This window comes from Variovorax boronicumulans (assembly GCF_009811375.1).
GTDB lineage: Bacteria > Pseudomonadota > Gammaproteobacteria > Burkholderiales > Burkholderiaceae_C > Variovorax > Variovorax boronicumulans.
In genome coordinates, this window is the sequence record NZ_BKDH01000001.1 from 3,921,643 (window position 1) to 3,945,629 (window position 23,987).

23 protein-coding genes are annotated in these 23,987 nt (G+C 68.4%); 16 read left to right on the plus strand and 7 right to left on the minus strand.

Features of this window, described 5'->3' with window-relative positions:
* Positions 1-77: 77 nt before the first annotated feature.
* Positions 78-1,382 carry an ABC transporter substrate-binding protein gene (locus tag VHAB30_RS18025; RefSeq protein ID WP_159278016.1) on the plus strand — a complete coding sequence of 435 codons (1,305 nt, stop codon included), beginning with the start codon at positions 78-80 and terminating at the stop codon, positions 1,380-1,382.
* An 8-nt stretch (positions 1,383-1,390) separates the two neighbouring features.
* On the plus strand, positions 1,391-2,326 hold the full coding sequence (locus VHAB30_RS18030) for a helix-turn-helix domain-containing protein (protein ID WP_159278017.1): 936 nt from the start codon (positions 1,391-1,393) through the stop codon (positions 2,324-2,326).
* A gap of 12 nt (positions 2,327-2,338) precedes the next feature.
* On the opposite strand, the gene VHAB30_RS18035 is transcribed toward VHAB30_RS18030, so the two are convergent.
* Complete coding sequence (locus VHAB30_RS18035) at positions 2,339-2,986, minus strand: nucleoside/nucleotide kinase family protein (RefSeq protein WP_159278018.1); 648 nt, start codon at positions 2,984-2,986, stop codon at positions 2,339-2,341.
* 236 nt (positions 2,987-3,222) lie between these two features.
* Here VHAB30_RS18035 and VHAB30_RS18040 point away from each other — a divergent pair, with 236 nt between their 5' ends.
* The 5 genes from VHAB30_RS18040 to VHAB30_RS18060 all read left to right on the plus strand — a co-directional run bounded on the left by VHAB30_RS18040 (position 3,223) and on the right by VHAB30_RS18060 (position 8,633).
* Entirely contained in the window at positions 3,223-4,554 is a 1,332-nt protein-coding gene (locus tag VHAB30_RS18040) for a C4-dicarboxylate transporter DctA (RefSeq protein WP_062472092.1), read from the plus strand.
* A 5-nt stretch (positions 4,555-4,559) separates the two neighbouring features.
* Positions 4,560-5,267, plus strand: coding sequence for a GntR family transcriptional regulator (locus tag VHAB30_RS18045; RefSeq protein WP_159278019.1), 708 nt, complete (start codon positions 4,560-4,562; stop codon positions 5,265-5,267).
* 161 nt (positions 5,268-5,428) lie between these two features.
* Positions 5,429-6,538 carry an AI-2E family transporter gene (locus VHAB30_RS18050; protein WP_062472098.1) on the plus strand — a complete coding sequence of 370 codons (1,110 nt, stop codon included), beginning with the start codon at positions 5,429-5,431 and terminating at the stop codon, positions 6,536-6,538.
* Between the two features lie 145 nt (positions 6,539-6,683).
* Positions 6,684-7,121 (plus strand): DUF2141 domain-containing protein, encoded by a 438-nt coding sequence (locus VHAB30_RS18055; RefSeq protein WP_159278020.1) that lies wholly within the window; start codon positions 6,684-6,686, stop codon positions 7,119-7,121.
* Positions 7,122-7,133: 12 nt separating this feature from the next.
* The gene (locus tag VHAB30_RS18060; protein WP_159278021.1) at positions 7,134-8,633 is read left to right on the plus strand and encodes a carotenoid oxygenase family protein; all 1,500 of its coding nucleotides are present in this window, start codon (positions 7,134-7,136) and stop codon (positions 8,631-8,633) included.
* 51 nt (positions 8,634-8,684) lie between these two features.
* Here the strand turns inward: VHAB30_RS18060 and VHAB30_RS18065 are convergent, their stop codons facing one another.
* Positions 8,685-9,758, minus strand: a complete 1,074-nt coding sequence (locus tag VHAB30_RS18065) for an aromatic ring-hydroxylating dioxygenase subunit alpha (protein WP_159278022.1) — start codon at positions 9,756-9,758, stop codon at positions 8,685-8,687.
* 350 nt (positions 9,759-10,108) lie between these two features.
* On the opposite strand from VHAB30_RS18065, the gene VHAB30_RS18070 reads away from it, so the two are divergent.
* Genes VHAB30_RS18070 through VHAB30_RS18080 form a run of 3 tightly spaced genes read left to right on the plus strand, consistent with a single transcriptional unit; the run spans position 10,109 to position 12,501 of the window.
* Entirely contained in the window at positions 10,109-11,137 is a 1,029-nt protein-coding gene (locus tag VHAB30_RS18070; RefSeq protein WP_159278023.1) for an ABC transporter substrate-binding protein, read from the plus strand.
* Entirely contained in the window at positions 11,134-11,661 is a 528-nt protein-coding gene (locus VHAB30_RS18075; protein WP_095744142.1) for a nucleoside deaminase, read from the plus strand. Before VHAB30_RS18070 ends, VHAB30_RS18075 begins: the two co-directional genes overlap by 4 nt.
* Positions 11,662-11,670: 9 nt before the next feature.
* Entirely contained in the window at positions 11,671-12,501 is an 831-nt protein-coding gene (locus VHAB30_RS18080) for an urease accessory protein UreD (protein WP_159278024.1), read from the plus strand.
* 20 nt (positions 12,502-12,521) lie between these two features.
* Here VHAB30_RS18080 and VHAB30_RS18085 read toward each other — a convergent pair whose 3' ends face one another.
* The 3 genes from VHAB30_RS18085 to VHAB30_RS18095 all read right to left on the minus strand — a co-directional run bounded on the left by VHAB30_RS18085 (position 12,522) and on the right by VHAB30_RS18095 (position 14,656).
* Positions 12,522-12,986 (minus strand): hypothetical protein, encoded by a 465-nt coding sequence (locus tag VHAB30_RS18085; RefSeq protein WP_159278025.1) that lies wholly within the window; start codon positions 12,984-12,986, stop codon positions 12,522-12,524.
* Positions 12,987-13,068: 82 nt separating this feature from the next.
* Positions 13,069-13,488 (minus strand): SEL1-like repeat protein, encoded by a 420-nt coding sequence (locus VHAB30_RS18090; RefSeq protein ID WP_159278026.1) that lies wholly within the window; start codon positions 13,486-13,488, stop codon positions 13,069-13,071.
* 115 nt (positions 13,489-13,603) lie between these two features.
* Positions 13,604-14,656 (minus strand): YeiH family protein, encoded by a 1,053-nt coding sequence (locus VHAB30_RS18095; protein ID WP_159278027.1) that lies wholly within the window; start codon positions 14,654-14,656, stop codon positions 13,604-13,606.
* Positions 14,657-14,726: 70 nt separating this feature from the next.
* Here VHAB30_RS18095 and VHAB30_RS18100 point away from each other — a divergent pair, with 70 nt between their 5' ends.
* Entirely contained in the window at positions 14,727-15,611 is an 885-nt protein-coding gene (locus tag VHAB30_RS18100; protein ID WP_216850721.1) for a LysR family transcriptional regulator, read from the plus strand.
* Positions 15,612-15,665: 54 nt separating this feature from the next.
* Here VHAB30_RS18100 and VHAB30_RS18105 read toward each other — a convergent pair whose 3' ends face one another.
* Both VHAB30_RS18105 and VHAB30_RS18110 read right to left on the minus strand, forming a co-directional pair.
* Positions 15,666-15,872, minus strand: coding sequence for a YbdD/YjiX family protein (locus tag VHAB30_RS18105; protein WP_062472123.1), 207 nt, complete (start codon positions 15,870-15,872; stop codon positions 15,666-15,668).
* 17 nt (positions 15,873-15,889) lie between these two features.
* Positions 15,890-17,962, minus strand: a complete 2,073-nt coding sequence (locus VHAB30_RS18110; protein WP_095744137.1) for a carbon starvation CstA family protein — start codon at positions 17,960-17,962, stop codon at positions 15,890-15,892.
* A 230-nt stretch (positions 17,963-18,192) separates the two neighbouring features.
* On the opposite strand from VHAB30_RS18110, the gene VHAB30_RS18115 reads away from it, so the two are divergent.
* From VHAB30_RS18115 to VHAB30_RS18135, 5 genes are read left to right on the plus strand one after another with little or no spacing between them, the layout of a single operon-like run.
* Positions 18,193-18,597 carry a type IV pilin protein gene (locus tag VHAB30_RS18115; protein ID WP_095744136.1) on the plus strand — a complete coding sequence of 135 codons (405 nt, stop codon included), beginning with the start codon at positions 18,193-18,195 and terminating at the stop codon, positions 18,595-18,597.
* Positions 18,591-19,145, plus strand: a complete 555-nt coding sequence (locus VHAB30_RS18120; protein WP_159278028.1) for a prepilin-type N-terminal cleavage/methylation domain-containing protein — start codon at positions 18,591-18,593, stop codon at positions 19,143-19,145. Before VHAB30_RS18115 ends, VHAB30_RS18120 begins: the two co-directional genes overlap by 7 nt.
* Positions 19,142-20,272, plus strand: a complete 1,131-nt coding sequence (locus VHAB30_RS18125) for a PilW family protein (RefSeq protein WP_159278029.1) — start codon at positions 19,142-19,144, stop codon at positions 20,270-20,272. The genes VHAB30_RS18120 and VHAB30_RS18125 overlap by 4 nt, the downstream gene beginning before the upstream one ends.
* Positions 20,269-20,886 (plus strand): pilus assembly PilX family protein, encoded by a 618-nt coding sequence (locus tag VHAB30_RS18130; RefSeq protein ID WP_159278030.1) that lies wholly within the window; start codon positions 20,269-20,271, stop codon positions 20,884-20,886. Before VHAB30_RS18125 ends, VHAB30_RS18130 begins: the two co-directional genes overlap by 4 nt.
* Before the next feature lie 26 nt (positions 20,887-20,912).
* Positions 20,913-23,984 (plus strand): pilus assembly protein, encoded by a 3,072-nt coding sequence (locus VHAB30_RS18135; RefSeq protein ID WP_159278031.1) that lies wholly within the window; start codon positions 20,913-20,915, stop codon positions 23,982-23,984.
* Positions 23,985-23,987: the final 3 nt, after the last annotated feature.

Genomic DNA, 23,987 nt, shown 5'->3' on the forward strand with positions numbered 1-23,987 from the left:
GTTACAGGAATCGGACCATCCTCGCGATCCTTGGGGGAGATCGGAATCGCCGATTTCAACCCGATGGGAGACACCTCATGACCTATACGAAACTGCTTGCAGGCTTGGCCGGCTCGGCGTTCGCTTTTTCCGTCTCGGCCACCGAACTGGTCATCGCGACCGTCAACAACGGCCACATGATCGAGATGCAGAAGCTCACGCCCTTCTTCGAAAAGGCCAACCCCGACATCAAGCTCAAGTGGGTCACGCTCGAGGAAGGCACGCTGCGCCAGCGCGTAACCACCGACATCGCCACCAAGGGCGGCCAGTTCGACGTGATGACCATCGGCCTGTACGAAGCGCCGATCTGGTCGAAGAAGGGCTGGCTGCAGCCCATCGCCACCGATGCCGCCTACGACGCCGACGACCTGCTGCCGGCCATCCGCGCCGGCCTGTCGCACGAAGGCAAGCTGTACGCCGCGCCGTTCTACGGCGAGAGCTCGATGCTCATGTACCGCAAGGACCTGGCCGACAAGGTCGGCTTCAAGATGCCCGAGCAGCCCACCTGGGCGCAGGCGAAGGAGCTGGCCGGCAAGATCCACGACCCGAAGGCCGGCGTGTACGGCATGTGCCTGCGTGGCAAGCCGGGCTGGGGCGACAACATGGGCCCGATCACCACCCTCGTGAACACGCATGGCGGCCAGTGGTTCGACATGCAATGGAAGCCGCAGATCGACACCAAGCCCTGGAAGGACGCGATCAACTTCTACGTCGACCTCATGAAGGCCTACGGCCCGCCGGGCGCCTCGGCCAACAGCTTCAACGAGAACCTGGCGCTGTTCAACGAAGGCAAGTGCGGCACGTGGGTCGACGCGACCATCGCCGCTTCGTTCATCAGCGACCCCAAGCAGTCGAAGGTGGCCGACAAGGTGGCCTTCGCACAGGCACCCGTCGCCGTGACACCCAAGGGCGCGAACTGGCTGTGGACCTGGAACCTGGCCATTCCCGCCAGCTCGACCAAGGGCGCCGCCGCGCAGACCTTCGTGAAGTGGGCGACCTCCAAGGAGTACGTCAACCTCGTGGCCAAGGAACACGGCTGGGGCACGGTGCCCACCGGCACGCGCAAGTCGACCTACGCGAACCCCGAGTTCCAGAAGGTCGCCAAGTTCGCCGCCGCCGAGAAGAAGGCCATCGACAGCGCCAACCTCAGCGACAGCACCCTGCCCAAGTCGCCGTACGTCGGCGTGCAGTACGCGGCCATTCCCGAGTTCCAGGCCATCGGCACCGGCGTGGGGCAGCAGATGAGCGCGGCGCTGTCGGGCAAGGTCACGGTCGACCAGGCGCTGAAGACCTCGCAGAGCATCGCCGAGCGAGAGATGAAGAAGGCCGGCTACTACAAGTAGCCGGCGCTTTGAAGCCAACGCAACGGGCGACCGGACAGCGCATGGAGAAGTCTCACCCGTCCAGGGAAGATCCGCTGTGCCGCAACGCAGAGCTCGGCTACAGCCCCTCGTCCGATCTCGACAGGCTCGTGCGCTGCGTGAGCCACGGCACGCCCTCGCCGCTCATCCGGTGGCACTACCACGACGACTACGAGATCCATCTGGTCGTGTCCACCTGCGGAAAGATGTTCGTGGGGGACTACATCGGCACCTTCGAGCCGGGCAACCTCGTGATCACCGGCCCGAGGCTTCCTCACAACTGGATCTCGACGAACGCACCCGCCAGCGGCGTGGCACTGCGCGATCACTGCATCGTCTTCGACCGGGGACCGCTGGACCGGGCGTCCGAATCGATCTCGGAACTCAAGGACGTGCTGCCCCTTCTGGACCGGTCTGCACGCGGCATCGAATTCTTCGACATGTCGGCGCTCGCCGGCGACTACTTCGGCCGCATCCGCGCCAGCCAGGGCATATCGAGGTTCTCGGTCTTCCTCGAGTTCCTCTGTGTGCTCGGCGAGTGGAAGGACTACCGGCTGCTCTCCAACCCCTGGACCGATGCGGCGGAGGACGCAAGCTCGATGGCGCAGATCGACGCGATCATCGGCTTCATGAACGACCGCTATGCCGAAGACCTCTCGATGCCGCGGGTGGCTCGGCACTTCGGCATGAGCAAGAGCCACTTCTCGCGTCTCTTTCATCGGCGCACGGGCAACACGTTCACGGATTTCCTGATCCAGCTGCGCGTGTCCAGGGCGTGCCAGCTGCTGGCGCATGCGCGCGATCCGATCGCCGCGATCTGTCAGGACGTCGGGTTCAACAACGTCGCCAACTTCAACCGCCGCTTCCTTGCGGTGAAGGGAATGACGCCTTCCGCGTTTCGCAAGGCGTTTGCGGACCCTCGCTGAGGGCGGAGGGCCTCAAGGCCATGTGAACACGTGGTGAGCGCGTGCCTTCGTTGCAGCGATCAGCCGCGCGTTCGGTGCATCGGTGTTGGCCACCCAGTCGCGCGCGGCCTCGGCATTGCGGCCGAACTGCCGATGGCGCGCGATCAGGCGTTCCTCGCGCACCGCGTCGTCGATGTCCACGTACCAGACTTCGTCGAGCATCGCCGCCGCCCCCGCCCACGGGCCGGCGTCGTGCAGGAGGTAGTTGCCTTCGGTGATGACGAGGGGCGTCGACGGCAGCACCGCAATGGCACCGGCGATCGGCTCTTCGATCTCGCGGCGGAACTCGGGGGCGTAGACGATGTCGCCGTCGGGGCGCTGATTGCGCAGCCGCTGCAGCAGGGCGACGTAGCCGGCGCTGTCGAAGGTATCGGGCGCGCCCTTTCGGTCGGCACGGCCGAGCCGTTGCAACTCGACGTTGGCGAGGTGAAAGCCGTCCATCGGCACGACCTGCGCGCAGCCGGCGCCAGCCGCCTGGCGCAACGCCATCGCGAGCGTGGACTTGCCTGCGCCGGGCGCACCGACCAGCCCCAGCAGCTTGCGCTGGCCGCCGGCCATCAGGGCATGCAGGCGCGCGACTGAATCTGAAGGAAGAAAGAAGGGCTGCGGCATGGCGTTCATGGCTGCAGCGTATCGCCCGCGCCGCCCCGGAGTTTGCCGATGGCGCCTTCGTTCTTTGCACATGGCGCACGGCGCTTCAAAGCTGGAAGGTTCACGCCCGAGCCCCCGGCAGGCAGCCGGAACGCCCCGGGAATACCCTCTGAACCCCCTGCAATCTTCTTGCCTACAGTTCTTGTATGCAAGAAAAAGCGATCCTTGCATGCAAAACCTCGACACGACAACGACAGGAGATTTCCATGCCTCGCTTTGCCAAATCGCTCTTCGGACAGGTGGTCATCGCACTGGTGATCGGCGTGCTCGTCGGCCTCTTTGCGCCCGAGTTCGCCGCCAAGCTCAAGCCGCTGGGTGACGGCTTCATCAAGCTGATCAAGATGATCATTCCCGTGCTGGTGTTCTGCGTGGTGGTGCATGGCATCGCTGGCGCGGGCGACCTCAAGCGCGTGGGCCGGGTCGGCGTGAAGGCGCTGATCTACTTCGAGGTGCTGACCACCATCGCGCTGGCGATGGGCCTGGTGCTGGCCTTCGTGTTCGAGCCGGGCGTGGGCATGAACGTCGACCCCAAGGCGCTGGACGCCAGCGCCATGAGCGCCTACGCCTCCAACGCCGACAAGCTCACCAGCGGCGGCACGGTCGAGTTCCTGATGAAGCTCATTCCCACCACGGTGGTGGCCGCCTTCGCCACGGGCGACGTGCTGCAGGTGCTGCTGTTCGCGGTGCTGTTCGGCTGCGCGCTGTCGCTGCTGGGCGATCGCGGCGCGCCGGTGGCGGCGGTGGTCGATGCGCTCTCGCTGGTGCTGTTCAAGATCATGGGCATCATCATCAAGCTGGCGCCGCTGGGCGTGCTGGGCGCCATTGCCTTCACGGTCGGCAAGTACGGCATCGGCTCGCTCAAGCAGCTGGGCATGCTGGTCGCCCTCTTCTACGGCGCGGTGCTGGTCTTCGTGTTCGTGGTGCTGGGGCTGGTGATGCGCATGTCGGGCTTCAGCCTCTGGAAGCTGCTGCGCTACCTGCGCGAAGAACTCGCCATCGTGTTCGCCACCACCTCGTCGGACAGCGTGCTGCCGCAGATCATGGCCAAGCTGCGCCGCATGGGCATCCGCGATTCGACGGTGGGCCTGGTGATTCCCACGGGCTACTCGTTCAACCTGGACGCGTTCTCGATCTACATCACGCTGGCGGCCGTGTTCATCGCGCAGGCCACCAACACGCCGATCTCGATGGCCGACCTGCTGACCATCCTGGCGATCGCACTGGTCACCTCCAAGGGCGCGCACGGCGTGCCGGGCTCGGCCATCGTGGTGCTGGCGGCGACGCTGCATGCGATTCCGGCGATCCCCGCCATCGGCCTGGTGCTGGTGCTGTCGGTGGACTGGTTCATGGGCATCGCCCGCGCGCTGGGCAACCTGATCGGCAACTGCGTGGCCACCGTCGCGATCGCCGCGTGGGAAGGCGACATCGACCGCGAGCGTGCCCATGCCGTGCTCGACGGCACCTATTCGCCCGACGACGAGCCGCTGGCCGAGGCGCCCGTGGTAAACACCGGCACCGCCGCTTCCACCGCCCACTGAAAAAAATGCCCGCCGACGTCAGCCCCACCGCCATCGCCGAACGCGTCGTCGAGGCCATCCTCGCGCAGAAGCTCGCGCCCGGCGACCGGCTCGGCGAGCAGGCGCTGGCCGAGAACTTCTCGGTCAGCCGCACGATGGTGCGCGAGGCGCTGATGCAGCTGCAGGCGCGCGGTTTCGTCGAGGTGCAGTCGCGCCGCGGCTGGTACGTGGTGGAGCCCTCGGCCGAGGAAGCGCGCGACGCTTTCTCGGCACGCCGCATCGTCGAGGCCGGCATCCTGGCCGCGAGCGAAGGCCGGCCCCTGGGCCAGGTGATCCGCAAGCTGCGCGACCACATCGCCGACGAGCAGCGCGCCATCGAAGGCGCCGACGCCGCCACGCGCGCCTTCCTGCTGGCCGACTTCCATGTCTGCCTGGCCGAGCAGATGGGCCACCAGCTGCTGGTCGACGTGCTGCGCGACCTCACGGCGCGCACCACGCTGGCGGCCACGCTCTACCAATCGAAGCACGAAGCCGGACAGTCGTGCGCCGAGCACGGCGCCATCGTCGCGGCGCTCGAGGCCGGCAACATCGAGCAGGCGCGCCAGCTCATGCTCGACCACATCGGCAATGTCGAACGGGCGCTGGAGGTCGACGCCACCACCGAGCCCGATGCGCCGAGCCGCCTGCGCGCCACGCTGGCACCCGTGGCGCTGCCGCGCGCAGCCAAGCGTTAGCGCTGTGCATTTGTGCCGCCGCCAGCTATCAATTGAGTAGCTGACACACGCCGCCGGCCTTAGGCCCGCGGCGTTTTTCCTTGGCAAGCCTGCTGCATCGCACAAGGGCGCGCCGGCTGACACGGCGGCGGGTTCCGGCTCGGCTACAGTCCGAGACACTTATGAACTCTCCCCAACTCCAGCGCGGCGTCTTCCTCGCCCTGCTTGCCGCCGTCACCGTCGCCTTTCTGTGGGTGCTGATGCCGTTCTTCGGCGCGGTGCTCTGGGGGGTGGCGCTGGCGATCCTGTTCACGCCGCTGTTCAAGTGGCTGCTCAAGAAGATGCCGGGCCGGCGCAACGTGGCCGCGATGTCCACGCTGGCGATCTGCCTGTTCATCGTGATCCTGCCGCTGGCGATGGTGGGCGTGTCGCTGGTGCAGGAGATCGCGCTGATCACCCAGAGCATCCGCTCGGGCCAGATCAACTTCGCGGCCTACTTCCAGCAGATCCTGAACGCCACGCCGCAGTGGCTGCTGAACATCGTGGAGCGCTTCAACCTGGGCGACATGGCGGCCTGGCAGGCGCGCGTCTCGGCCATCGCGGGCCAGGCCAGCCAGCTCATCGCCAGCCAGGCGCTGGCCATCGGGCAGAACACCTTCGACTTCGTGGTGAGCTTCTTCGTGATGCTCTACCTGCTGTACTTCCTGGTGCGCGACGGCACGTCGCTGTCGAAGACCATGCGCGACGCGCTGCCGCTGGCCAAGCCGCACACGCACTATCTGCTGAACAAGTTCACCACCGTGATCCGCGCCACCGTGAAGGGCAACGTGGCCGTGGCCATTGCGCAGGGCACCATCGGCGGGCTGGCCTTCTGGTTCCTGGGCGTTCAGGGTGCGCTGCTGTGGGCGGTGCTGATGGCCTTCCTGTCGCTGCTGCCGGCCGTGGGCGCGGCGCTGATCTGGGGGCCGGTGGCCATCTACTACCTGGCCACCGGCCACTTCTGGCAGGGCGGCGTGCTGATCTTCATCGGCGTGTTCGTGATCGGCCTGGTCGACAACATCCTGCGCCCCGTGCTGGTGGGCAAGGACACGCAGATGCCCGACTACATCGTGCTGATGTCCACCATCGGCGGCATGGCGATCTTCGGCATCAACGGCTTCGTGATCGGGCCGGTGATCGCGGCGCTGTTCATGGCGGCCTGGAGCCTCTTTGCGGACTCGGGCCATGTGGGCACGGGGCACGCGGTCGAAGAGGCCGCGCAGGCTCCGAAGGACGGGCAGGACAAGGCCTGACACCGGTCGCGGCCCTTCCCGGGCCGCGGCGTTCACTCCCTCTGCGCGCATTTCGCGCGCGCATTCGCGCATTCCGTCGCATGGCGCTGGGCACCGCCCGGCGACTGCGGGATCGTCGGGCCCTCCACCCACCACGAGGCCTGCCATGCACCTTCCCGCTTTCCTCTCCCGCCCCGCCGCGCGCGGCCTGATCGCCGCTGCCGCGCTCGCCCCGCTCGGCGCCCTGGCCGCCGACCTGAACCTGCGCATCGCCGACGGCCCGGCCGCCGGCGCCACGCTCTACGTCGCGCTGTACAACGACGCCGCCAGCTACGCCGAGAGCAAGGCCCTCGCCTCGCAGACCGCGCCCCTGCGCGAAGGCAAGGCCCGCTTCGTCTTCACCGACCTGGCGCCGGGCCGCTACGCGCTGCGCGTGTTCGCCGACGAGAACGGCAACGGCAAGCTCGACACCAACCTGGTGGGCATGCCGATCGAACGCTACGGCTTCTCGAACGACGCCAAGGGCAACCGCGGTGCACCCGACTTCGAGGCCGCGGCGCTGCGCATCGACGCCGACGCGCAGGCCGTCATCCACCTGCGCTGAGGAGACACGGCCATGGAACGACGCGAACTCCTGCACCTGCTGGCCACGGCCGGCGCCCTGCCCCTGCTCGCCCCGCTCGCACGCGCGGCCGGCACCACCGACGACTGGCAAGCCCAGTTCGAAGCCGCCGACGCGCCCTGGAAGATCGGCTTCGCCACGCCCCCGGGCGACCTGCCCCTGACCCGCGCCACCGTGCGCGGGCGCTTTCCCGACGCCGTCGCCGGCACGCTGTTTCGCATCGGCCCGGCCGGCCACGACCTGGGCGGCGAGCGCTACCACCACTGGTTCGACGGCGACGGCATGGTGCACCGCTTCGTGATCGAAGGCGCCGACGTGCGCCACCAGGGCCGCTACGTCGCCACGCCCAAGCGCGTGGCCGAGGTGAAGGCCGGCCGCCACCTCACCGAAGCCTTCGGCACCATGCCGCCGGGCGTGGAGCCGCCCACCTCGGCCGACGCCATCAACGTCGCCAACACCAGCGTGCTGCCGATGCAGGGCGAGGTGCTGGCGCTGTGGGAAGGCGGCTCGGCCACGCGCATCGATGCGCGCACGCTCGACACGCTGGGCGTGAAGACCTGGCGCGCCGACCTCGCGGGCATGCCCTTCTCGGCCCACCCCAAGGTCGACCCGGACGGCACGGTGTGGAACTTCGGCGTGAGCTCGGGCCAGAGCCTGCTGGCGCTGTACGAGATCGCGCCCGGCGGCGCGCTGCGCCGCGCGGCCGTGGTGCCGGTGCCCGAGCTGCCCATGGTCCACGACTTCGCCGTGACCGCGCGGCACCTGGTGTTCCTGATGCCGCCGCTGGTGTACGACAGCAAGCGCAAGGAGGCCGGCGCGAGCTTTCTCGACGCCCACGTCTGGCGGCCCGAGCTCGGCATGCGCGCGCTGGTGGTCGACAAGCAGGACTGGGACAAGCGCCAGCTGTTCGAGCTGCCCGCCGGCTTCCTGTTCCACGTCGGCAATGCCTGGGAAGAAGACACGTCGCGCGGTACACGCATCCACATCGACTACGTGCGCACGCAGAACGCCGAATCGGTGTTCACCAGCAACCGCGAGGTGATGCGCGCGCGCCGCGTGCGCCGCAACGAGCCGCGCCTGACCGTCGCCACGCTCGACCTGGGAACGGGCAAGGCCACGCAGCGCGAACTGCCGCTGGAAGCCGAGTTCCCGCGCATCGACCCGCGCCGCGTTGGCCTGCGCCACCGCCAGGTCGTGCACGCCACGCAGACGCGCGCCGACATGCCCGGCTTCGGCGCGGTCGCGCGCACCGACATCGAGAGCGGACGCAGCCAGCGCTTCAGCTACGGCGCGCAGGCCATCGTGGAAGAGCACGTCTTCGTGCCGGATGGCGCGAAGGCCGGCTGGGTGCTGGGCACGGCGCTGGACTTCGGCCGGCAACGGACGGTGTTGTCGTGTTTCGCCGCAGACCACCTTGCGGCGGGTCCTGTAGCGCAGGCGACGCTGCCTTACGCGCTGCCGCTGGGGTTGCACGGCGCCTTCGTGAAGGCCTGAACGACTGACCGCTGCAGCCACGCGCACGCGGGGCCTGCAGCGCTCTCGCGTTCAGGCGGCCTTCGCGATCGGGATCGTCATGCCCCGGTGCACCTCCACCTCGCCGTGCCTGGCCAGCAGCTGCATCAGGTGCTTGCGGATCAGCATGCCCGGCCGATCGGACTCCATCGAATACTCCACGCCGCGCCGGCGCGTGTCGACCAGCGCATCGGGGTCGGTCGATTCGAGGATGTCCTTGTCCTCGCGCGTGATCTCCTCGTCGAAGTCGATCAGCATCTGCGCCGCGCAGTCGGCCTCGGTGTCGTTGCGGAACAGCCACTGGCACAGCTGCATGCGCCCGTCGTCGATGGGCGTGAAGCAGTTGATGATGATGTGGCGGATGCCGCTCGGGTACTCGATGTCGAGGCGGCGCGCGAACGGCAGGAAGTAGGCGTTGCGCATGTGACGCGTGGTGATCGCATCGGTCACGCCGCTGATCGCGTGGAACTTCACCGGGTTGGTCGCTTCGATCACCGTTTCGGCGTAGAAGCCCGACTCGTTTTCCACCAGCTCGTACTTGCTCGGCTTCGGGCTTGCGGCCACGCCGAAGGTGGCGCGGTGCACGAAGCTGAAGTGCGAGTTGTCGAAGGAATTTTCGAGCGCGCGCATCGGGCTGGTCTGCCACTCCTCGTAGAACTGGAAGATGGTGCGGTAGCCCGGGTCGTCGAACTCGGGAATGGCCGGGATGTCGGCAATGGGGTCCTCCAGCGCCACCCAGGCGTAGCCGTAGCGCGCGGTGCAGGGGTAGGCGGTGGTCTTGTACTCGGGCGAGATCTTGCGGTCGGGCTCGTACTGCGGGATGCGCACCACCTGGCCGCTGCGGTCGTAGGTCCAGCCGTGGTAGCCGCACTGGATCGCGCCCTGCCCGCAGGCCTTGCCTTCGCCGTCCACGCACCAGCCCTTCGAAAGCTTCGCGGTGCGGTGGCAGCAGCGGTCGCGCAGCGCAGCCGGCTGGCCGTCGGCGTCGAGAAAGAGAACGATGTCTTCGCCCAGCAGCCGGAAAGGCTTGGGGCCATGGGCCAGTTCGGTGAGCGGCATGACGGCATGCCAGAACTTGCGGAAGACGGGTTGTCGGGTGACGAGCATGGGCGAACTCCTTCGTTGTTGCGTGGGGGGACGAACGTGAAAGAGCAATTTCCTGCTTCGTCGGCATGCCGGATGAAAGGCATGCACGAGGCTGAACGCTTCTACTCTGCGCCGATCGACTTGCAATTAGCGCGCCCGGATTGTGGCGCGCCCTTGTCGCGCGTCCAACCCCCACGCCGCCATGCCCGAGCGCCGCACCCTGGCATGCCTCATGCAAGACAGCGAGCAAGAGTAGAAGCGTTCAGCAGCGCACGCACCATCCCCGTGCGCCCGCCCGGAAATTGCTCTTGAGGCGCCTCCCGCCCGCGGTGGGAGGCATCCGTCAAGACCACCGACTCCGAGGCCCCACCATGCAACGCCGATCCTTTCTTGCCGCCGCTGCCGCCACCCTCGCCGCCCCTGCCGTGTTCGCGCAGGGCGGCAAGCTCACACCGCTGAAGTTCACGCTCGACTTCCGCATCAACGGCCAGACCGCGCCCTTCTTCCTGGCCCAGGCCAAGGGCTACTACCGCGACGAAGGGCTGGACGTGACGATCGACACCGGCGCCGGCTCGGTCGCGTCGATCACCCGCATCGCGAGCGGCGTGTACCAATTGGGCCTGGGCGACATCAGCTCGCTGGTCGAGTTCAATGCACAGAACCCGGGCACGCCGGTGGTGCAGGCCGTGTACCAGTACTACAACCGTGCACCGTTCGTGATCATCGGGCGCAAGGACCGCGGCGTGACGACCGACTTCAAGAGCCTCACCGGCAAGAAGGTGGCGGCCGCCGCCGTCGAGTCCACGCGCCGCGCCTGGCCGATGGTGGCGCGCAAACAGGGCATGCGCGGCGACGCCTTCCAGTGGCAGACCACGGACTTCAGCGCGCGCGACAACGTGATGGTGCGCGGCGACGTCGATGCCGCCACCTACTTCCACGACTCGGCCGTCTCGCTCTTCGCGCGCATGAAGGCCGACGAGCTCTCGGTGCTCAAGTACGCGGACGCGGGCGTCAACCTGTACGGCAACGCGATCCTGGCGAGCAGCAATCTCATCGCGCAGAACCCGAAGGTGGTGGCGGCTTTCTTGCGCGCCACCAACCGCGCCATCGTCGAGACCTTTGCCAACCCGGTGCCCAGCATCGCGGCCATGCGCCAGCGCGAACCGATCCTGGACGAGAAGGTCGAACTCGAACGCTGGGGCCTCACGGCGCAGTACGTGGGCGCGGCGGACACGCGCGGCCACGGGCTGGGCGACATCCGCAAGCTCACGCTCGAACAGCAGGTCGACGAGGTGGCCGACACCTTCGGCCTGAAGACGCGGCCCTCGGCCGATGCCCTCTTCAATAGCTCGATGCTGCCTGCGCGCAGCGAGCGCCTTCTTCCCGCACCCAAGGCATGACCCCTCCTGAAAACCCCACTCCTTCCCTCCCCGAAGAAACCACGCTCGACGAGCGCGACGGCCGCTACCTGCGCAAGGCCATCGTGTGGTCGCATGCCGCACGCCGGCGCGGCAACCGGCCCTTCGGCTCGGTCATCGTCTCGGCCGCCGGCGAAGTGCTGGCCGAGGCCGCGAACAGCAACGCCGAGACCGGCGACTGCACCGCGCACGCCGAAGTGAACGCGCTGCGCGCATTGGCCGGCCGCGGCCTCACGCGCGAGGAACTGGCCGGCGCCACGCTCTATGCCTCGGGCGAGCCCTGCGTGATGTGCGCGGGCGCGATCTTCTGGTCGAACATCGGCCGCGTGGTGTTCGGCATCGACGCGCAGCGGCTGCGCGTGTTCCGCGGCGAGCGGCAGGACCAGCGCGACGCAGAACTGTCGTGCCGCGACGTGTTCCGCGCCTCGCCGCATGCCATCGAATGCATCGGGCCGGCATTGATCGACGAAGCTGCCGCCGCGCATGACGGCGCCTGGAAGACCTAGACTCCCCGCATGCCCTGGCACGCCCGTCTCCACCTCGCCTACCAAAAAGAAGCCGACCGCAGCGTCGCCCGTTTCCGCCACGACGGCCCGCTGCGCATCCTGCAGAGCCTCTACCCCGAGGGCGATGCCGTGTGCCACAACGTGCTGGTGCACCCGCCGGGCGGTCTCGTGGGCGGCGACACGCTCGACATCGACATCGAGGCCGCCGATGGCAGCCACGGCCTGATCACCACGCCCGGCGCTTCGCGCTTCTACCGCTCCGAAGGCGAGACCGCGCTGCAGCGCACGCGCATCCGCCTCGCACCGGGCGCGCGACTCGAATGGCTGCCGCTCGAAGCCATCTGCTACAGCGGCTGCCAGGCCGAGAACCGGCTCACGCTCGAGGTCGCACCGGGTGCCGAGATGATCGGCTGGGACGTGTGCGCACTCGGCCTGCCCAACGCCCACCAGCCCTTCGAACGCGGCACCTACCTGCAGCACATCGAGGCGCCCGGCGTGTGGCTGGAGCGCGGGCGCATCGACGCGAGCGACCACCGCCTGCTGCAAAGCCCGCTGGGCCTGGGCGGCCACCGCTGCCTCGCCTCGCTGTTCGTCGTGGCCGGCTCGCCGATGGCCAAGGCACGGCGTGAAGCCCTGCTGGCACAGGCGCGCACGCTGCTCGACGCGCACGAACTGCACGAGAGCGCGGGCGCGACCAGCCCGCATGCGGAAGTGGTGGTGCTTCGCGTGCTCGCGCCGGTGGTCGAGCCTGCGATGCAGCTGCTGCGGCAGGTCTGGCAGGCGTGGCGCAGCGAGCTGTGGCAACTGCCTGCGGCCACGCCGCGCATCTGGGCGACCTGAGAAGCGGGCGGCGGTCGCCGCTACTTTCGTGTCTTCAGGCGGTAGGTGCCGTTGAACGGATACGGGGTCGAACTGCCCTGCCCCACCGCCTGCACGTCGACCGTCAGCGTGTTGCCCGAGAAAACGAGCGCGCCCGTGAGACGCGGCCTGCGCTCCTTCTCGTAGTGCTCCCGCAGCCGAAGATCGACAGGGTGCGTGGAAGGCGCCTTCTTCTCGGCCGCCTTGTCGAATTCGCTCACCTCGTACACCGAGGCCTCGGCTGCGTCGACGCGTCCTTCGATCGACGGCACCCGGATGCGGGATTCGAGTTCGTAGCTGCGGTGGAAGATCAGCGACACAGGGTCATGCACCATCAGGCCCCGGGTGGCGTAGAGCGTGACCTCGTAGCCGTCGGCGGTCCGGGTGACGGTCGCATCCGGCTTGTTGCCTGTTGCCGTGCACCCGGCGAGCGCGAGCACGAACAGGAACCAGGACATGGCGCGCATGCGTCGGTCCGCGGGGGAAGGAGTGGGCATGCAACGGCGCGCTCGTGAAGGAGCGCCGAGTATGGCCGCGCCGCACCCGCCATCAACCGCAGGCGATCTTTCCGGACGGCGCGCTGCGCAGCCTGTTGAGAAACGCCAGCTGCACCCTGGCCGTTTCGCTGCCCTGCCCGGCGGCGCGCAGCATCCACGTGCGCGCCTCGCAGCGGTCGGCCTTCACGGCCGGGCCGTACAGCGTGGGCCCCGTCAGCAGCACCATGCCCAGCATCTCCTGCGCCTCGGGATGGCCTTCGGTGGCGGCCTGGCGCAGTTGCTCGAGCATCGTGCGGTAGTCGCGCGCGGCCTGCGCTTCGAGGGCGAGTTGGTAGCGCTGCTCGGTCTGCAGGTCGACGTTCGCGTCGAAGGGCTTGGCCGCCGCGATGGCGGCGACGAGGCACAGCACGCCTGACAAGACAATGCGCCAGCGCAGCGACCAACTGGCGATCTGGTTGAGTTCGGATGACATCGGTTTTTTCTCCACGGGTTGCGTGGCACCGATGGTCCCGCGAAGGCGCGCGCAGGAGAAACTGGAATTCACGCAGGACGCCTCAGGCGGCGCCTGAGCCCTGCGCAAAATTCGTTCAGAACATCGCCAGCACGGCCGCGTTCACCGCATAGCCGCCGGCCGTCAGGAACACGAACAGCAGCGCCCCGAGCTTGAGCGGTTGCGCCCCGGCCTTGCGCAGGCTCGCGGCGCTGGTGCGCAGGCCCATCGCGGCCATGGCGGTAGCCAGCAGCAGCGTGTCGAGCTGCACAAGCCCGGCGACGAGTGCATGCGGCAGCACGTCGAGCGAATGCACGGCGCTCACGACGATGAACAGCACGGCGAACCATGGCACGCGCACCTGGCGCCAGCACGCGCCCAGGCTCGCCGCGCCCGGCGTCGAGGCCGCCACACGGAACGACAGGCCCATGAGGAACGGCGCCAGCATCATCACGCGCAGCATCTTCTCGACCACCGCCGCGTTGGCCGCGCCCGGGCTCACGGCCTCGCCGACCGCGACCACCTGCGCCACCTCGTGGATGGTGGAGCCCGCGAAGAGGCCGAAGGCATGCTCCGTGAGCCCGAGGTACGGATAGAGCAGCGGGTACGCCACCATCGACAGCGTGCCGAACACCACCACCGTGGCGACGGCGATCGACACCTTGTGCTCTTCGCCGCGCACCACGGGCTGGGTCGCCATCACGGCGGCGGCGCCGCAGATGGCGCTGCCCGCGCCGATCAGCGCGGCGGTCTCGCGGTCCAGCCCCAGCCAGCGCGTGCCGATGCGCACGGCGAGGCCGAAGGTCAGCGCCACCATCGCCATCGCGATCAGCACGCCGGGCCAGCCGACGGCGCCGATGTCGCTCAGCGAGATGCGAAAGCCGTAGAGCACGATGCCCGCGCGCAGCAAGGCGCTGCGCGCGAAGTCCACCCCCGCGCCGGTGCGCTCCGACACCGCGGGGAACACCGTGTTGCCCGCCACCATGCCCAGCGCGATGGCCAGCGTGAGCGCGCTCAGGCCCAGGTGCACCATCGGCGGCCACTCGGCCAGCAGCGCGGCGCCAGCCGCCAGCAGTGCAGACAGCAACACGCCGGGGCCGCAGCGGCGAACGAAGGAGAAACCGGGCAGGGAGGCGGCAAGGGAGGACATGGACCCGAGCTTAGGAATCGACACCCCATGAGTCAAAGACATAAACTTCACCGATGCATGAAGTTAAGTTATGACCCTGAACCTGCACCTGGTGCGCCTGTTCGTCGCCGTGGCCGAGGCGGGCAGCTTCTCGCGCGCGGCCGAGGGCCTGTGGATCAGCCAACCAGCGGTGTCCAAGGGCATCCGCGAGCTGGAGCACCAGCTCGACCTGACGCTCATCGAGCGCGGCGCGGGCAAGGGCTTGCGGCTCACCGAGGCGGGCGCGTCGCTGCTCACGCATGCGCGCGGCATCTTCGCGATGGAGCGCGCGGCGCTGGACGACGTGCGGGCGCGCGTCGGCGTGCAGCGCGGCAGCCTCACGCTGGGCGCCAGCACCACGGTGGCGAGCTACTGGCTGCCGCCGCAGATCGCGGCCTTCTGCGCCGCCTACCCGGCGGTGGTGCCGCGCGTCACGGTCGGCAACACGCAGTGGGTGTGCGAGCAGCTGCTCGAATGCCGCATCGACCTTGCGCTGGTCGAGGGCCGCGTGGACGAAGAGCGCGTGGACGTGCGCGAATGGACCACCGACCCGCTCGCCATCGTCGCGCCGCCCGATGCCGCCCTGCCCCGGCGCGGCGTGACGGCCGCGCTGCTGGGCCGGCAGAACTGGATCCTGCGCGAGCCGGGCTCGGGCACGCGCCAGGCCACCGAGGCGCTGTGCACGGCGCACGGCATCGACGCGCCGCCGTGGATGGAAATGGCGAGCAACGAAGCCATTGCGCGCACCGTGGCCAGCGGCGTCGGCATCTCGATGCTGCCGCGCGTGGTGGTGGCCGACATGCTCGCACTGGGCACGCTGCGCGAGCTGAAGCTGCCGGGCGCGGTGCTGTCGCGGCCGCTGTACCGGTTGGCGCTCAAGAACCGGCCGCTCTCGCCGGCGGCGCTGCGGATGGCACAGATCCTCGACGCCTCCTGAAATGAAAAAAGGGCGCATCGCATGCGCCCTTTTCTTGTTGTCGGCCGGCTGCCGCTAGCAGCAGCGGCCCTTGCCCGCGCCATAGCGCGCCTCGAGCCGCTCGCGGAAGAATTCCTCGTAGCTCATCGGCGCCCGGTCCGGGTGGGTGGCCGCCATGTGCGTCAGGTAGACGTCGTAGTCGGGCAGCCCGACCATGAGCCGCAGCGACTGCTTGATCGAGCGGGCGATGTAGCGCCCGGCTTCCGGCATGGCGAGGCCCATGGCGTTCTTGCGTCCGATCAGTGGGCGGCGGACGAGGCCGCGCCCATCGCCTCGAACGGCGTCTCCTGCGTGGTCGGCCGGTTGGCCGCACGGGCCGCCAGGCAGGCCTTGATGCTGTAGACCAGCACGCTCAGCACCACGAAGATGAACAGCGCGCACAGCGCCGCGTCGAGCCGGTCGTTGAAGACGATGCGCGACATGGCTTCGGGCGTCTTGGCCGGCGCGATCAGCACGCCGTTGGCCAGGCCGTCGGCGTACTTGGCCGCGTGCGACAGGAAGCCGATCTTCGGATCGCTCGAGAAGATCTTCTGCCAGCCCGCCGTCAGCGTGCAGGCCAGCAGCCACACGGCCGGCGCCGCCGCCACCCAGGCGTAGCGCTCGCGCTTCATGCGGAACAGCACGACCACGCCCAGCATCAGCGCCACCGCGGCCAGCATCTGGTTGGAGATGCCGAACAGCGGCCACAGCGTGTTGATGCCGCCCAGCGGATCGACCACGCCCTGGTACAGGAAGTAGCCCCAGGCCGCCACGCACAGCGCGGTGGCGATCAGGTTGGCCGGCAGCGAGTCGGTGCGCTTGAGCGCGGGCACGAAGCTGCCCAGCAGATCCTGCAGCATGAAGCGGCCGGCGCGCGTGCCGGCGTCCACCGCCGTGAGGATGAAGAGCGCCTCGAACAAAATCGCGAAGTGGTACCAGAAGGCCATCATGGCCTGCCCGCCGATCACTTGGTGAAGGATGTGGGCCATGCCCACGGCCAGCGTCGGCGCGCCGCCGGTGCGCCCGAGGATGGTGGTCTCGCCCACGTCCTTGGCCGTCTGCAGCAGCATCTCGGGCGTGACGACGAAGCCCCAGCCCGAAATGGTGGCGGCGGCCTGTTGCACCGTGGTACCGACCAGCGCGCCCGGGCTGTTCATCGCGAAGTAGATGCCCGGCTCGATGCACGAGGCCGCCACCAGCGCCATCACGGCGACGAAGGATTCGGCCAGCATGCCGCCGTAGCCGATGAAGCGCGCGTGGCGCTCGTTGTCGAGCATCTTGGGCGTGGTGCCCGAAGAGATCAGCGCGTGGAAGCCCGAGACAGCACCGCAGGCGATGGTGATGAACAGGAACGGGAACAGGCTGCCCGACCACACCGGGCCGTTGCCTTGCGCGAACTGCGTGATGGCGGGCATCTGCAGCGTCGGCATCACGACCACGATGCCGATGGCCAGCGCGATGATCGTGCCGATCTTCAGGAAGGTCGAGAGGTAGTCGCGCGGCGCCAGCAGCAGCCACACCGGCAGGCTGGCGGCCACGAAGCCGTAGCCCACGAGCATCCAGGTGAGCGCCTTGCCGTCGAAGGTGAAGGCCGGGCCCCACACCGGGTGCTGGCTGACCCACTGGCCGCCGAAGATGGCCGCCATGAGCAGCACGAAGCCGATCACCGACACCTCGCCGATGCGGCCCGGGCGGATGTAGCGCAGGTACACGCCCATGAACAGCGCCACCGGAATCGTCGCGGCCACCGTGAAGCTGCCCCAGGGCGATTCGGCCAGCGCCTTCACCACGATCAGGGCCAGCACCGCCAGGATGATGATCATGATCATGAAGGTGCCGAACAGCGCGATCATGCCGGGCACCACGCCCATCTCCTGCTTGACCAGGTCGCCCAGCGAGCGGCCGTCACGGCGCGTGGAGATGAACAGGATGATGAAGTCCTGCACCGCCCCCGCGAACACCACGCCCGCCAGCACCCACAGGAGGCCGGGCAGGTAGCCCATCTGCGCGGCGAGCACCGGGCCCACCAGCGGGCCGGCGCCCGCGATGGCCGCGAAGTGGTGGCCGAACAGCACGTTCTTGTCGGTCGGCACGTAGTCCAGGCCGTCGTTGTGGCGGTGCGCGGGCGTCTTGCGGTTGGCGTCCAGCCCCAGCACCTTGTCGGCGATGAACAGGCTGTAGTAGCGGTAGGCGATCAGGTAGGTGCAGAGCGCGGCGGTCACGACCCAGAGGGCGTTGATGCTTTCCCCCCGGCTCAGGGCGACGGTGCCCAGCGCAAAAGCGCCGAGCACGGCCACGGCCAGCCACACCAGATGGCGGCGAATGTTGGGCATGCGGATGTCTCCTCGATATGAACCGGGCGAGTGTTCCCCGCCCGCCGCCGGGCCGCATCCGTCGGACTGCGCGGGCCGGGCGGGTGGAATTGCCTAATGGATAACCCCTATCCGCGCCCAAATCGCCTCCGCCCGACAGCCATCAGAAGCGCCGCAAAACCGTTGCGCTCACATTAGATGTGATAAATTCACATTCACTAACAATGTGAAACATCTCTGACGAGTCCACGATGACCCAGCATTCGCAGGCACGCGCCCCCCGCGGCTTCACATTGATCGAGGTCATGATCACGGTGGCCATCGTGGCCATCCTGGCGTCGATCGCGCTGCCCAGCTACCAGCAGTACATCGTGCGATCGAAGCGCTCGGCGGCCCAGGCGCAGATGATGGACATCGCCAACCGGCAGCAGCAGTTCCTCATTGCCAACCGCGGCTACGCCGACAAGACGGCACTGACCGCCAGCGGCTACAGCCTGCCCGCCGAGGTCAGCAGCAACTACAGCTACGACGTCGCGCTGCAGGAATCCGGCCCGCCCACCTTCACGATCACCTTCACCGCGATCGGCAGCCAGCAAAGCGACGGCAACCTCGGGCTCACCAGCGAAGGCGTGAAGACGCCGTCCAACAAATGGTGAGCCCCGCCCTGCGGCGCCAGCGCGGCGCCACGCTGATCGAGGTGCTGGTCACCCTGCTCGTGCTGGCCTTCGGCCTGTTCGGCCTCGTGGGCCTGCAGGCCCGGCTGCAGGCCTCCGAGATGGAGTCGTACCAGCGCTCGCAGGCGTTGATCCTGCTCAACGACATGGCCAACCGCATCGCCATCAACCGCCGCGTGGCGGCCAGCTACGCCACCAGCGCACCGCTGGGTGGCACCGATGCCTGCCCCACCGGCACCGGCACGCGCCAGCAGATCGACGCCAGGGAGTGGTGCAACGCGCTGCAGGGCGCCGCCGAGTTCTCGGGCAACGACAAGCTGGGCACCGTGATCGGCGGGCGCGGCTGCGTGGAAGACATGGGCAACAACGAGTACCTCGTGACCGTCGCCTGGCAGGGCCTGGGGCCGATCTCGGCGCCGCCGGCCGGCGTGGCCTGCGGCAAGGACCTCTACGACACCGGCACCAAGTGCATCAACGACCTGTGCCGCCGCACCGTGACCACGCTCGTGCGCATCGGATCGCTCTCATGAACCCGCGCCTCACCGCACGCCGCGCCCAGCGCGGGCTGACGCTGATCGAGCTGATGGTGGCCATCACCATCATGCTCATCGTGATGGCCGCGCTGCTCACGCTGTTCCTCAACGTGAGCGGCTCCCAGCGCGAGATGGAACGCGTCAACCGCCAGATCGAGACCGGGCGCCTGAGCATCTTCGTGCTCGAGAACGAGATCTCGCACGCGGGCTTCTGGGAAAACTACATGCCCGAGTTCGACGACCTCACGGTCAGCGCCGCGCCCACGCACGTGCCCACCGGCAACGTGCCCGACCCGTGCCTGGCCTACTCGGCGGCGAACTGGACCGAGGACTACAAGCGCCAGCTGCTCGACCTGCCCGTGCAGGTCTACAGCAGCGTGCCGGCCACCTGCACCGACCTGCTGACGCACCACAAGACCGGCACCGACATCCTCGTGGTGCGCCATGCCGAAACCTGCCTGCCCGGCGCGCCCCATTGCGACGCCGACGTGGCCGGCGCGATGTACTTCCAGTCGTCGCTGTGCGGCACGCAAAAGCCCTCGTCGTTCGACCTCTCGACCGGCGCCTTCGACCAGATGTTCCTCAAGGACTGCACCACCCCTTCGCCCAAGCGCAAGCTGGTGGCCGACATCTACTACGTGCGCGACTACGCCGAGGCCGAAAACGACGGAATTCCCACGCTGGCACGCTCGCGCTTCGACCTGGTGGGCGGCACGCTCGCGCAGCAGCCGCCCACGGCGCTGATCGAAGGCGTCGAGGGCTTTCGCGTCGAGCTCGGCCTGGACACGCTGAGCAAGACCGGCGCCGCCGTCAACTACACCCAGGCCATCGCCTGGGCCGATCCGGCGAACAAGTCCACCCCGTCCAACCGCGGCGACGGCAGCCCCGACGGCGCCTTCGTGCACTGCGGCGCGACCTGCACCGCCGACCAGCTGGTCAACGCGGTGGCCGTGAAGCTGTATGTGCTCGCGCGCGCCACCACCATCTCGCCGGGCCACACCGACACGCGCAGGTACCAGATGGGCGCTGCGACGCTCGCGCCGTTCAACGACCACTACAAGCGGCACGCGTTCGCGACCACCGTGCGCCTGACCAACGTCACCGGCCGGAGGGAAACGCCATGAAGCCACGCGTGCGCGCCGGCCGCTCCACCCAGACCCAGCGCGGCGCCGCGCTGATCATCGGGATGATCATGCTGCTGCTGATCACGCTCGTGGTCACCGCCGCCTTCAACCTCAGCGGCGCCAACCTCAAGGCCGTGGGCAACCTGCAGACCCGCAACGAAGCCGTGGCCGCCGCCAACCGCGCGATCGAGGAGGTCGCGGCCAGCCTGCTGGTGCCCGGCAGCGACGGCACCCCGTCGCTCGCGCCGCCGCAGGGCACCGTGAGCATGGTCGACATCAACAACGACGGCGTGGACGACTACAAGGTCACCGTCGCCCCGCCCGTGTGCGTGCGCGCCACCAAGGCCGTCGACAGCGGCGGCGGCGGCAGCACGGGCCCAGGCGGCATCACGGGCGGCGCCTCCAGCAGCGGCTCGGGGCTCGCGGCCCTGCCCGACCAGTACAACGCCGTGTGGGACATCAGCACCACCGTGACCGACACCACCGCCGGCGCCACCGGCACCACCACCTCCGTGCGCCAGGGCGTGCGGGCGCTGCTCAACAAGGCGCAGTTCGAAGCGCTGTGCGCGCCGCCGCCGGTCGCGCCAGCCGAACCCGCGCCGGCCGCCTCTTGAACCACGACGATGAACGGGTCCCCGCCATGACAAGGAAACTACTCACCACGCTGTGGGCCGCCGTGCTGCTCGCGCTGCCGATACAGGCTGCGCAGGCGGAGGACATCGATCTCTTCGTGGGCTACAACCCCGTCGCCGCGCAGTCCCCCAACGTGCTGTTCGTGCTGGACAACACGGCCAACTGGAACCAGCCCTTCACGGCCGAGATCGCCGCGCTCTCCAACGCATTCGCCAGCCTGAAGGACGCCCGGTTCAAGGTCGGCCTGATGATGTTCACGGAGACCGGCCAGGGCAACTCGAACACCGACGGTGGTTACGTGCGCGCCGCAGTCCGCACGCTCGATGCGCCCACCAAGGACAAGTACAGCGCCATGATCAGAGGCCTCGACAAGGTCGGCGACAAGTCCAACGGCGGCAAGGCCGGCAAGACCATGGCGGAGGTCTACCGCTACCTGTCCAGCGGCGCGCCGATCGCCGGCAACGGCAAGGTCAAGACCGACTACGCCGGCAACGTGAGCGGCACCGCGGCATCGAAGGCCATCTATGCGCTGCCGCGCAACGCGCTCGCCAGCTTCAACGCCAACGCCTACGTCGGCCCGAGCACCGAGAACTGCACCGGCACGTTCGTCATCTACATCAGCAACGGCGCGGCGCAGGACAACAACAACGACAACCAGCTGTCGAACGAGGCGCTGCGCGCCGCCGGCGGCAGCACCGCCCAGATCACCCTGGGCACCAGCGGCTCGCAGGACAACACGGCCGATGAATGGGCGCGCTTCCTGCAGACCAACATGGGCGTGAAGGTCTACACCATCGAGGCCGCCAAGGCCGACCAGGGCCAGGGGCCGGGCTGGACCGCGCTGATGCAGAGCGTCGCCAAGGAGAGCAAGGGCGAGTACTACGACATCACCGGCAAGCCCGAACTCGGCGCCGCGCTCGGCGAAGCGCTGGACGACATCTTCAGCAAGATCCAGTCGGTCAACAGCGTGTTCTCCTCGGTGAGCCTGCCCGTGAGCGTGAACACGCAGGGCACCTACCTGAACCAGGTGTTCGTCGGCATGTTCCGCCCCGACCAGGACGCGTTTCCGCGCTGGAACGGCAACCTCAAGCAGTACAAGCTCGGGCTGGACAGCAGCAACCAGCTGGTCCTGCAGGACGCCGTTGGCGCCAACGCCATCAACAACCAGACCGGCTTCGTGGCACCGTGCGCGCGCGCCTTCTGGACGCCGGCCCCCAGCACCACCGACACCTACTGGAGCTTCCGCAAGTCCGGCGACTGCATTGGCAAAGAGGCCGCAGACAGCCCCGACGGCAACGTGGTGGAGAAAGGCGCGCAAGGCTACATGCTGCGCGGAATTTTGCCGGACAGCCGCAACATGAAGACCTGTGCGCCTGGTGGCTGCACGGCGCTCACAGCGTTCAACGCCGGCAACACCGACATCACCCGCGCCGCCCTGGGCACGGCCGACGCCACCGAGCATGCGAAGCTGATCAACTGGGTGCGCGGCCTGGACAACCTGGGCGACGAAAGGCCCAACGCCCAGGGCAACCCAGTGCCCTCGAGCGCCATGCGGCCTTCGGTGCACGGCGACGTGGTGCACTCGCGCCCGGTGGCCATCAACTACGGCACCGACGCCGCACCTCAGGTGGTGGTGTTCTACGGCGGCAACGACGGTGTGCTGCGCGCCATCAACGGCAACCGCAACACGGCCATCGGCGGGGCCGCCGCAGGCTCCGAGCTGTGGTCGTTCATGCCGCCCGAGTTCTACGGCAGCCTCAAGCGCCTGTACGACAACAGCACGCGCATCAACTTCCCCGAGCTGCCCGTGAGCATGGGCGCGGTGGCGCCCAAGCCCTATGGCATGGACGGTCCCGTGGCCGCCTACCGCCAGGGCAGCAACACCTGGCTCTATGCCAGCATGCGCCGCGGCGGCCGGCTGATCTACGCCTTCGACGTGTCCTCGCCCGCAACGCCCACGCTCAAGTGGCGCAAGGGCTGCCCGAACCAGAACGACGACACCGGCTGCGACACCGACTTCGACGGCATCGGCCAGACCTGGTCGGCCCCGAAGGTGTTGCGCGCCAACGGCTACGGCAGCGCAAACAGTCCGCTGCTGATCTTCGGCGGCGGCTACGACAAGTGCGAAGACGTCGACACAAACAGCGCCGCCCAGGCCTGCGGCAGCGGCGTGAAGGGCAACCGCATCTACGTGCTCGACGCCGACACCGGAGCGCAGCTCAAGATGTTCACCACGGCACGCCCCGTGGTCGGCGAAGTGACGGTGGTCACCGACGCGCTCGGCGTCGCCAAGATCGCCTATGCCGCCGACCTGGGCGGCAACGTGTACCGCATCGCCATCGGCAGCGCGGCACCGTCCGCCTGGGGCATCACGAAGATTGCTTCGCTCGGCTGCGACACCGTGACCACCTGCACGCCCAACCGCAAGTTCATGTTCGCGCCCGACGTGCTGGAAGACAACGGCGCGTACGTCGTGCTGCTCGGCTCGGGCGACCGCGAGAAGCCGCTGCGCTACTACAACGTCGCGCTCGGCGTGTCCAACCGCTTCTACATGCTCGTGGACAAGCCCACCGCCGGCACCTGGCTGACCAGCGAGGCCGACCGCTGCGGCACCGGCAACGAGGTGCTGTGCCATGCCTCGCTGCAGGCCATCACCACCGCCGAGAACCCGACGTCCACCGACCTCGCCACCAAGAAGGGCTGGTACCTTGCACTGGCCGCGGGCGAGCAGGTCGTGACCGGCTCGGTCACCGCCTACGGCACCACCACCTTCAACACCCACACGCCCACCGCCCCCAACACGCAGACGTGCAAGGCCGACCTCGGCACCGCACGCGTCTACAACGTGTCGTATGTCGATGCCGCCGCCCAGGGCACCAACGGCCGTTTCCAGAACGTGGTGGGCGGCGGCCTCGCGCCCTCGCCTGCCGTATTCCGCGTGCAGCTCGATGGCAACGGCGGCATGCGCGACGTGGTGATCGGCGCCAACCCCGACTCCTTCCTCAGCCCCAAGGGCACCGCCCCCAAGGCCGCCTTCAAGCAACCCAAGGGCCGGGTCTACTGGTTCATCCAGAAGTAAAAC

Bases quoted from the DNA above. Each gene is read 5' to 3' on its own strand.
- VHAB30_RS18025 (WP_159278016.1), top strand. From the start codon at position 78: ATGACCTATACGAAACTGCTTGCAGGCTTGGCCGGCTCGGCGTTCGCT.
- VHAB30_RS18035 (WP_159278018.1), bottom strand. From the start codon at position 2,986: ATGAACGCCATGCCGCAGCCCTTCTTTCTTCCTTCAGATTCAGTCGCG.
- VHAB30_RS18040 (WP_062472092.1), top strand. From the start codon at position 3,223: ATGCCTCGCTTTGCCAAATCGCTCTTCGGACAGGTGGTCATCGCACTG.
- VHAB30_RS18045 (WP_159278019.1), top strand. From the start codon at position 4,560: ATGCCCGCCGACGTCAGCCCCACCGCCATCGCCGAACGCGTCGTCGAG.
- VHAB30_RS18050 (WP_062472098.1), top strand. From the start codon at position 5,429: ATGAACTCTCCCCAACTCCAGCGCGGCGTCTTCCTCGCCCTGCTTGCC.
- VHAB30_RS18055 (WP_159278020.1), top strand. From the start codon at position 6,684: ATGCACCTTCCCGCTTTCCTCTCCCGCCCCGCCGCGCGCGGCCTGATC.
- VHAB30_RS18060 (WP_159278021.1), top strand. From the start codon at position 7,134: ATGGAACGACGCGAACTCCTGCACCTGCTGGCCACGGCCGGCGCCCTG.
- VHAB30_RS18065 (WP_159278022.1), bottom strand. From the start codon at position 9,758: ATGCTCGTCACCCGACAACCCGTCTTCCGCAAGTTCTGGCATGCCGTC.
- VHAB30_RS18070 (WP_159278023.1), top strand. From the start codon at position 10,109: ATGCAACGCCGATCCTTTCTTGCCGCCGCTGCCGCCACCCTCGCCGCC.
- VHAB30_RS18075 (WP_095744142.1), top strand. From the start codon at position 11,134: ATGACCCCTCCTGAAAACCCCACTCCTTCCCTCCCCGAAGAAACCACG.
- VHAB30_RS18080 (WP_159278024.1), top strand. From the start codon at position 11,671: ATGCCCTGGCACGCCCGTCTCCACCTCGCCTACCAAAAAGAAGCCGAC.
- VHAB30_RS18085 (WP_159278025.1), bottom strand. From the start codon at position 12,986: ATGCGCGCCATGTCCTGGTTCCTGTTCGTGCTCGCGCTCGCCGGGTGC.
- VHAB30_RS18090 (WP_159278026.1), bottom strand. From the start codon at position 13,488: ATGTCATCCGAACTCAACCAGATCGCCAGTTGGTCGCTGCGCTGGCGC.
- VHAB30_RS18095 (WP_159278027.1), bottom strand. From the start codon at position 14,656: ATGTCCTCCCTTGCCGCCTCCCTGCCCGGTTTCTCCTTCGTTCGCCGC.
- VHAB30_RS18100 (WP_216850721.1), top strand. From the start codon at position 14,727: ATGACCCTGAACCTGCACCTGGTGCGCCTGTTCGTCGCCGTGGCCGAG.
- VHAB30_RS18105 (WP_062472123.1), bottom strand. From the start codon at position 15,872: ATGGGCCTCGCCATGCCGGAAGCCGGGCGCTACATCGCCCGCTCGATC.
- VHAB30_RS18110 (WP_095744137.1), bottom strand. From the start codon at position 17,962: ATGCCCAACATTCGCCGCCATCTGGTGTGGCTGGCCGTGGCCGTGCTC.
- VHAB30_RS18115 (WP_095744136.1), top strand. From the start codon at position 18,193: ATGACCCAGCATTCGCAGGCACGCGCCCCCCGCGGCTTCACATTGATC.
- VHAB30_RS18120 (WP_159278028.1), top strand. From the start codon at position 18,591: ATGGTGAGCCCCGCCCTGCGGCGCCAGCGCGGCGCCACGCTGATCGAG.
- VHAB30_RS18125 (WP_159278029.1), top strand. From the start codon at position 19,142: ATGAACCCGCGCCTCACCGCACGCCGCGCCCAGCGCGGGCTGACGCTG.
- VHAB30_RS18130 (WP_159278030.1), top strand. From the start codon at position 20,269: ATGAAGCCACGCGTGCGCGCCGGCCGCTCCACCCAGACCCAGCGCGGC.
- VHAB30_RS18135 (WP_159278031.1), top strand. From the start codon at position 20,913: ATGACAAGGAAACTACTCACCACGCTGTGGGCCGCCGTGCTGCTCGCG.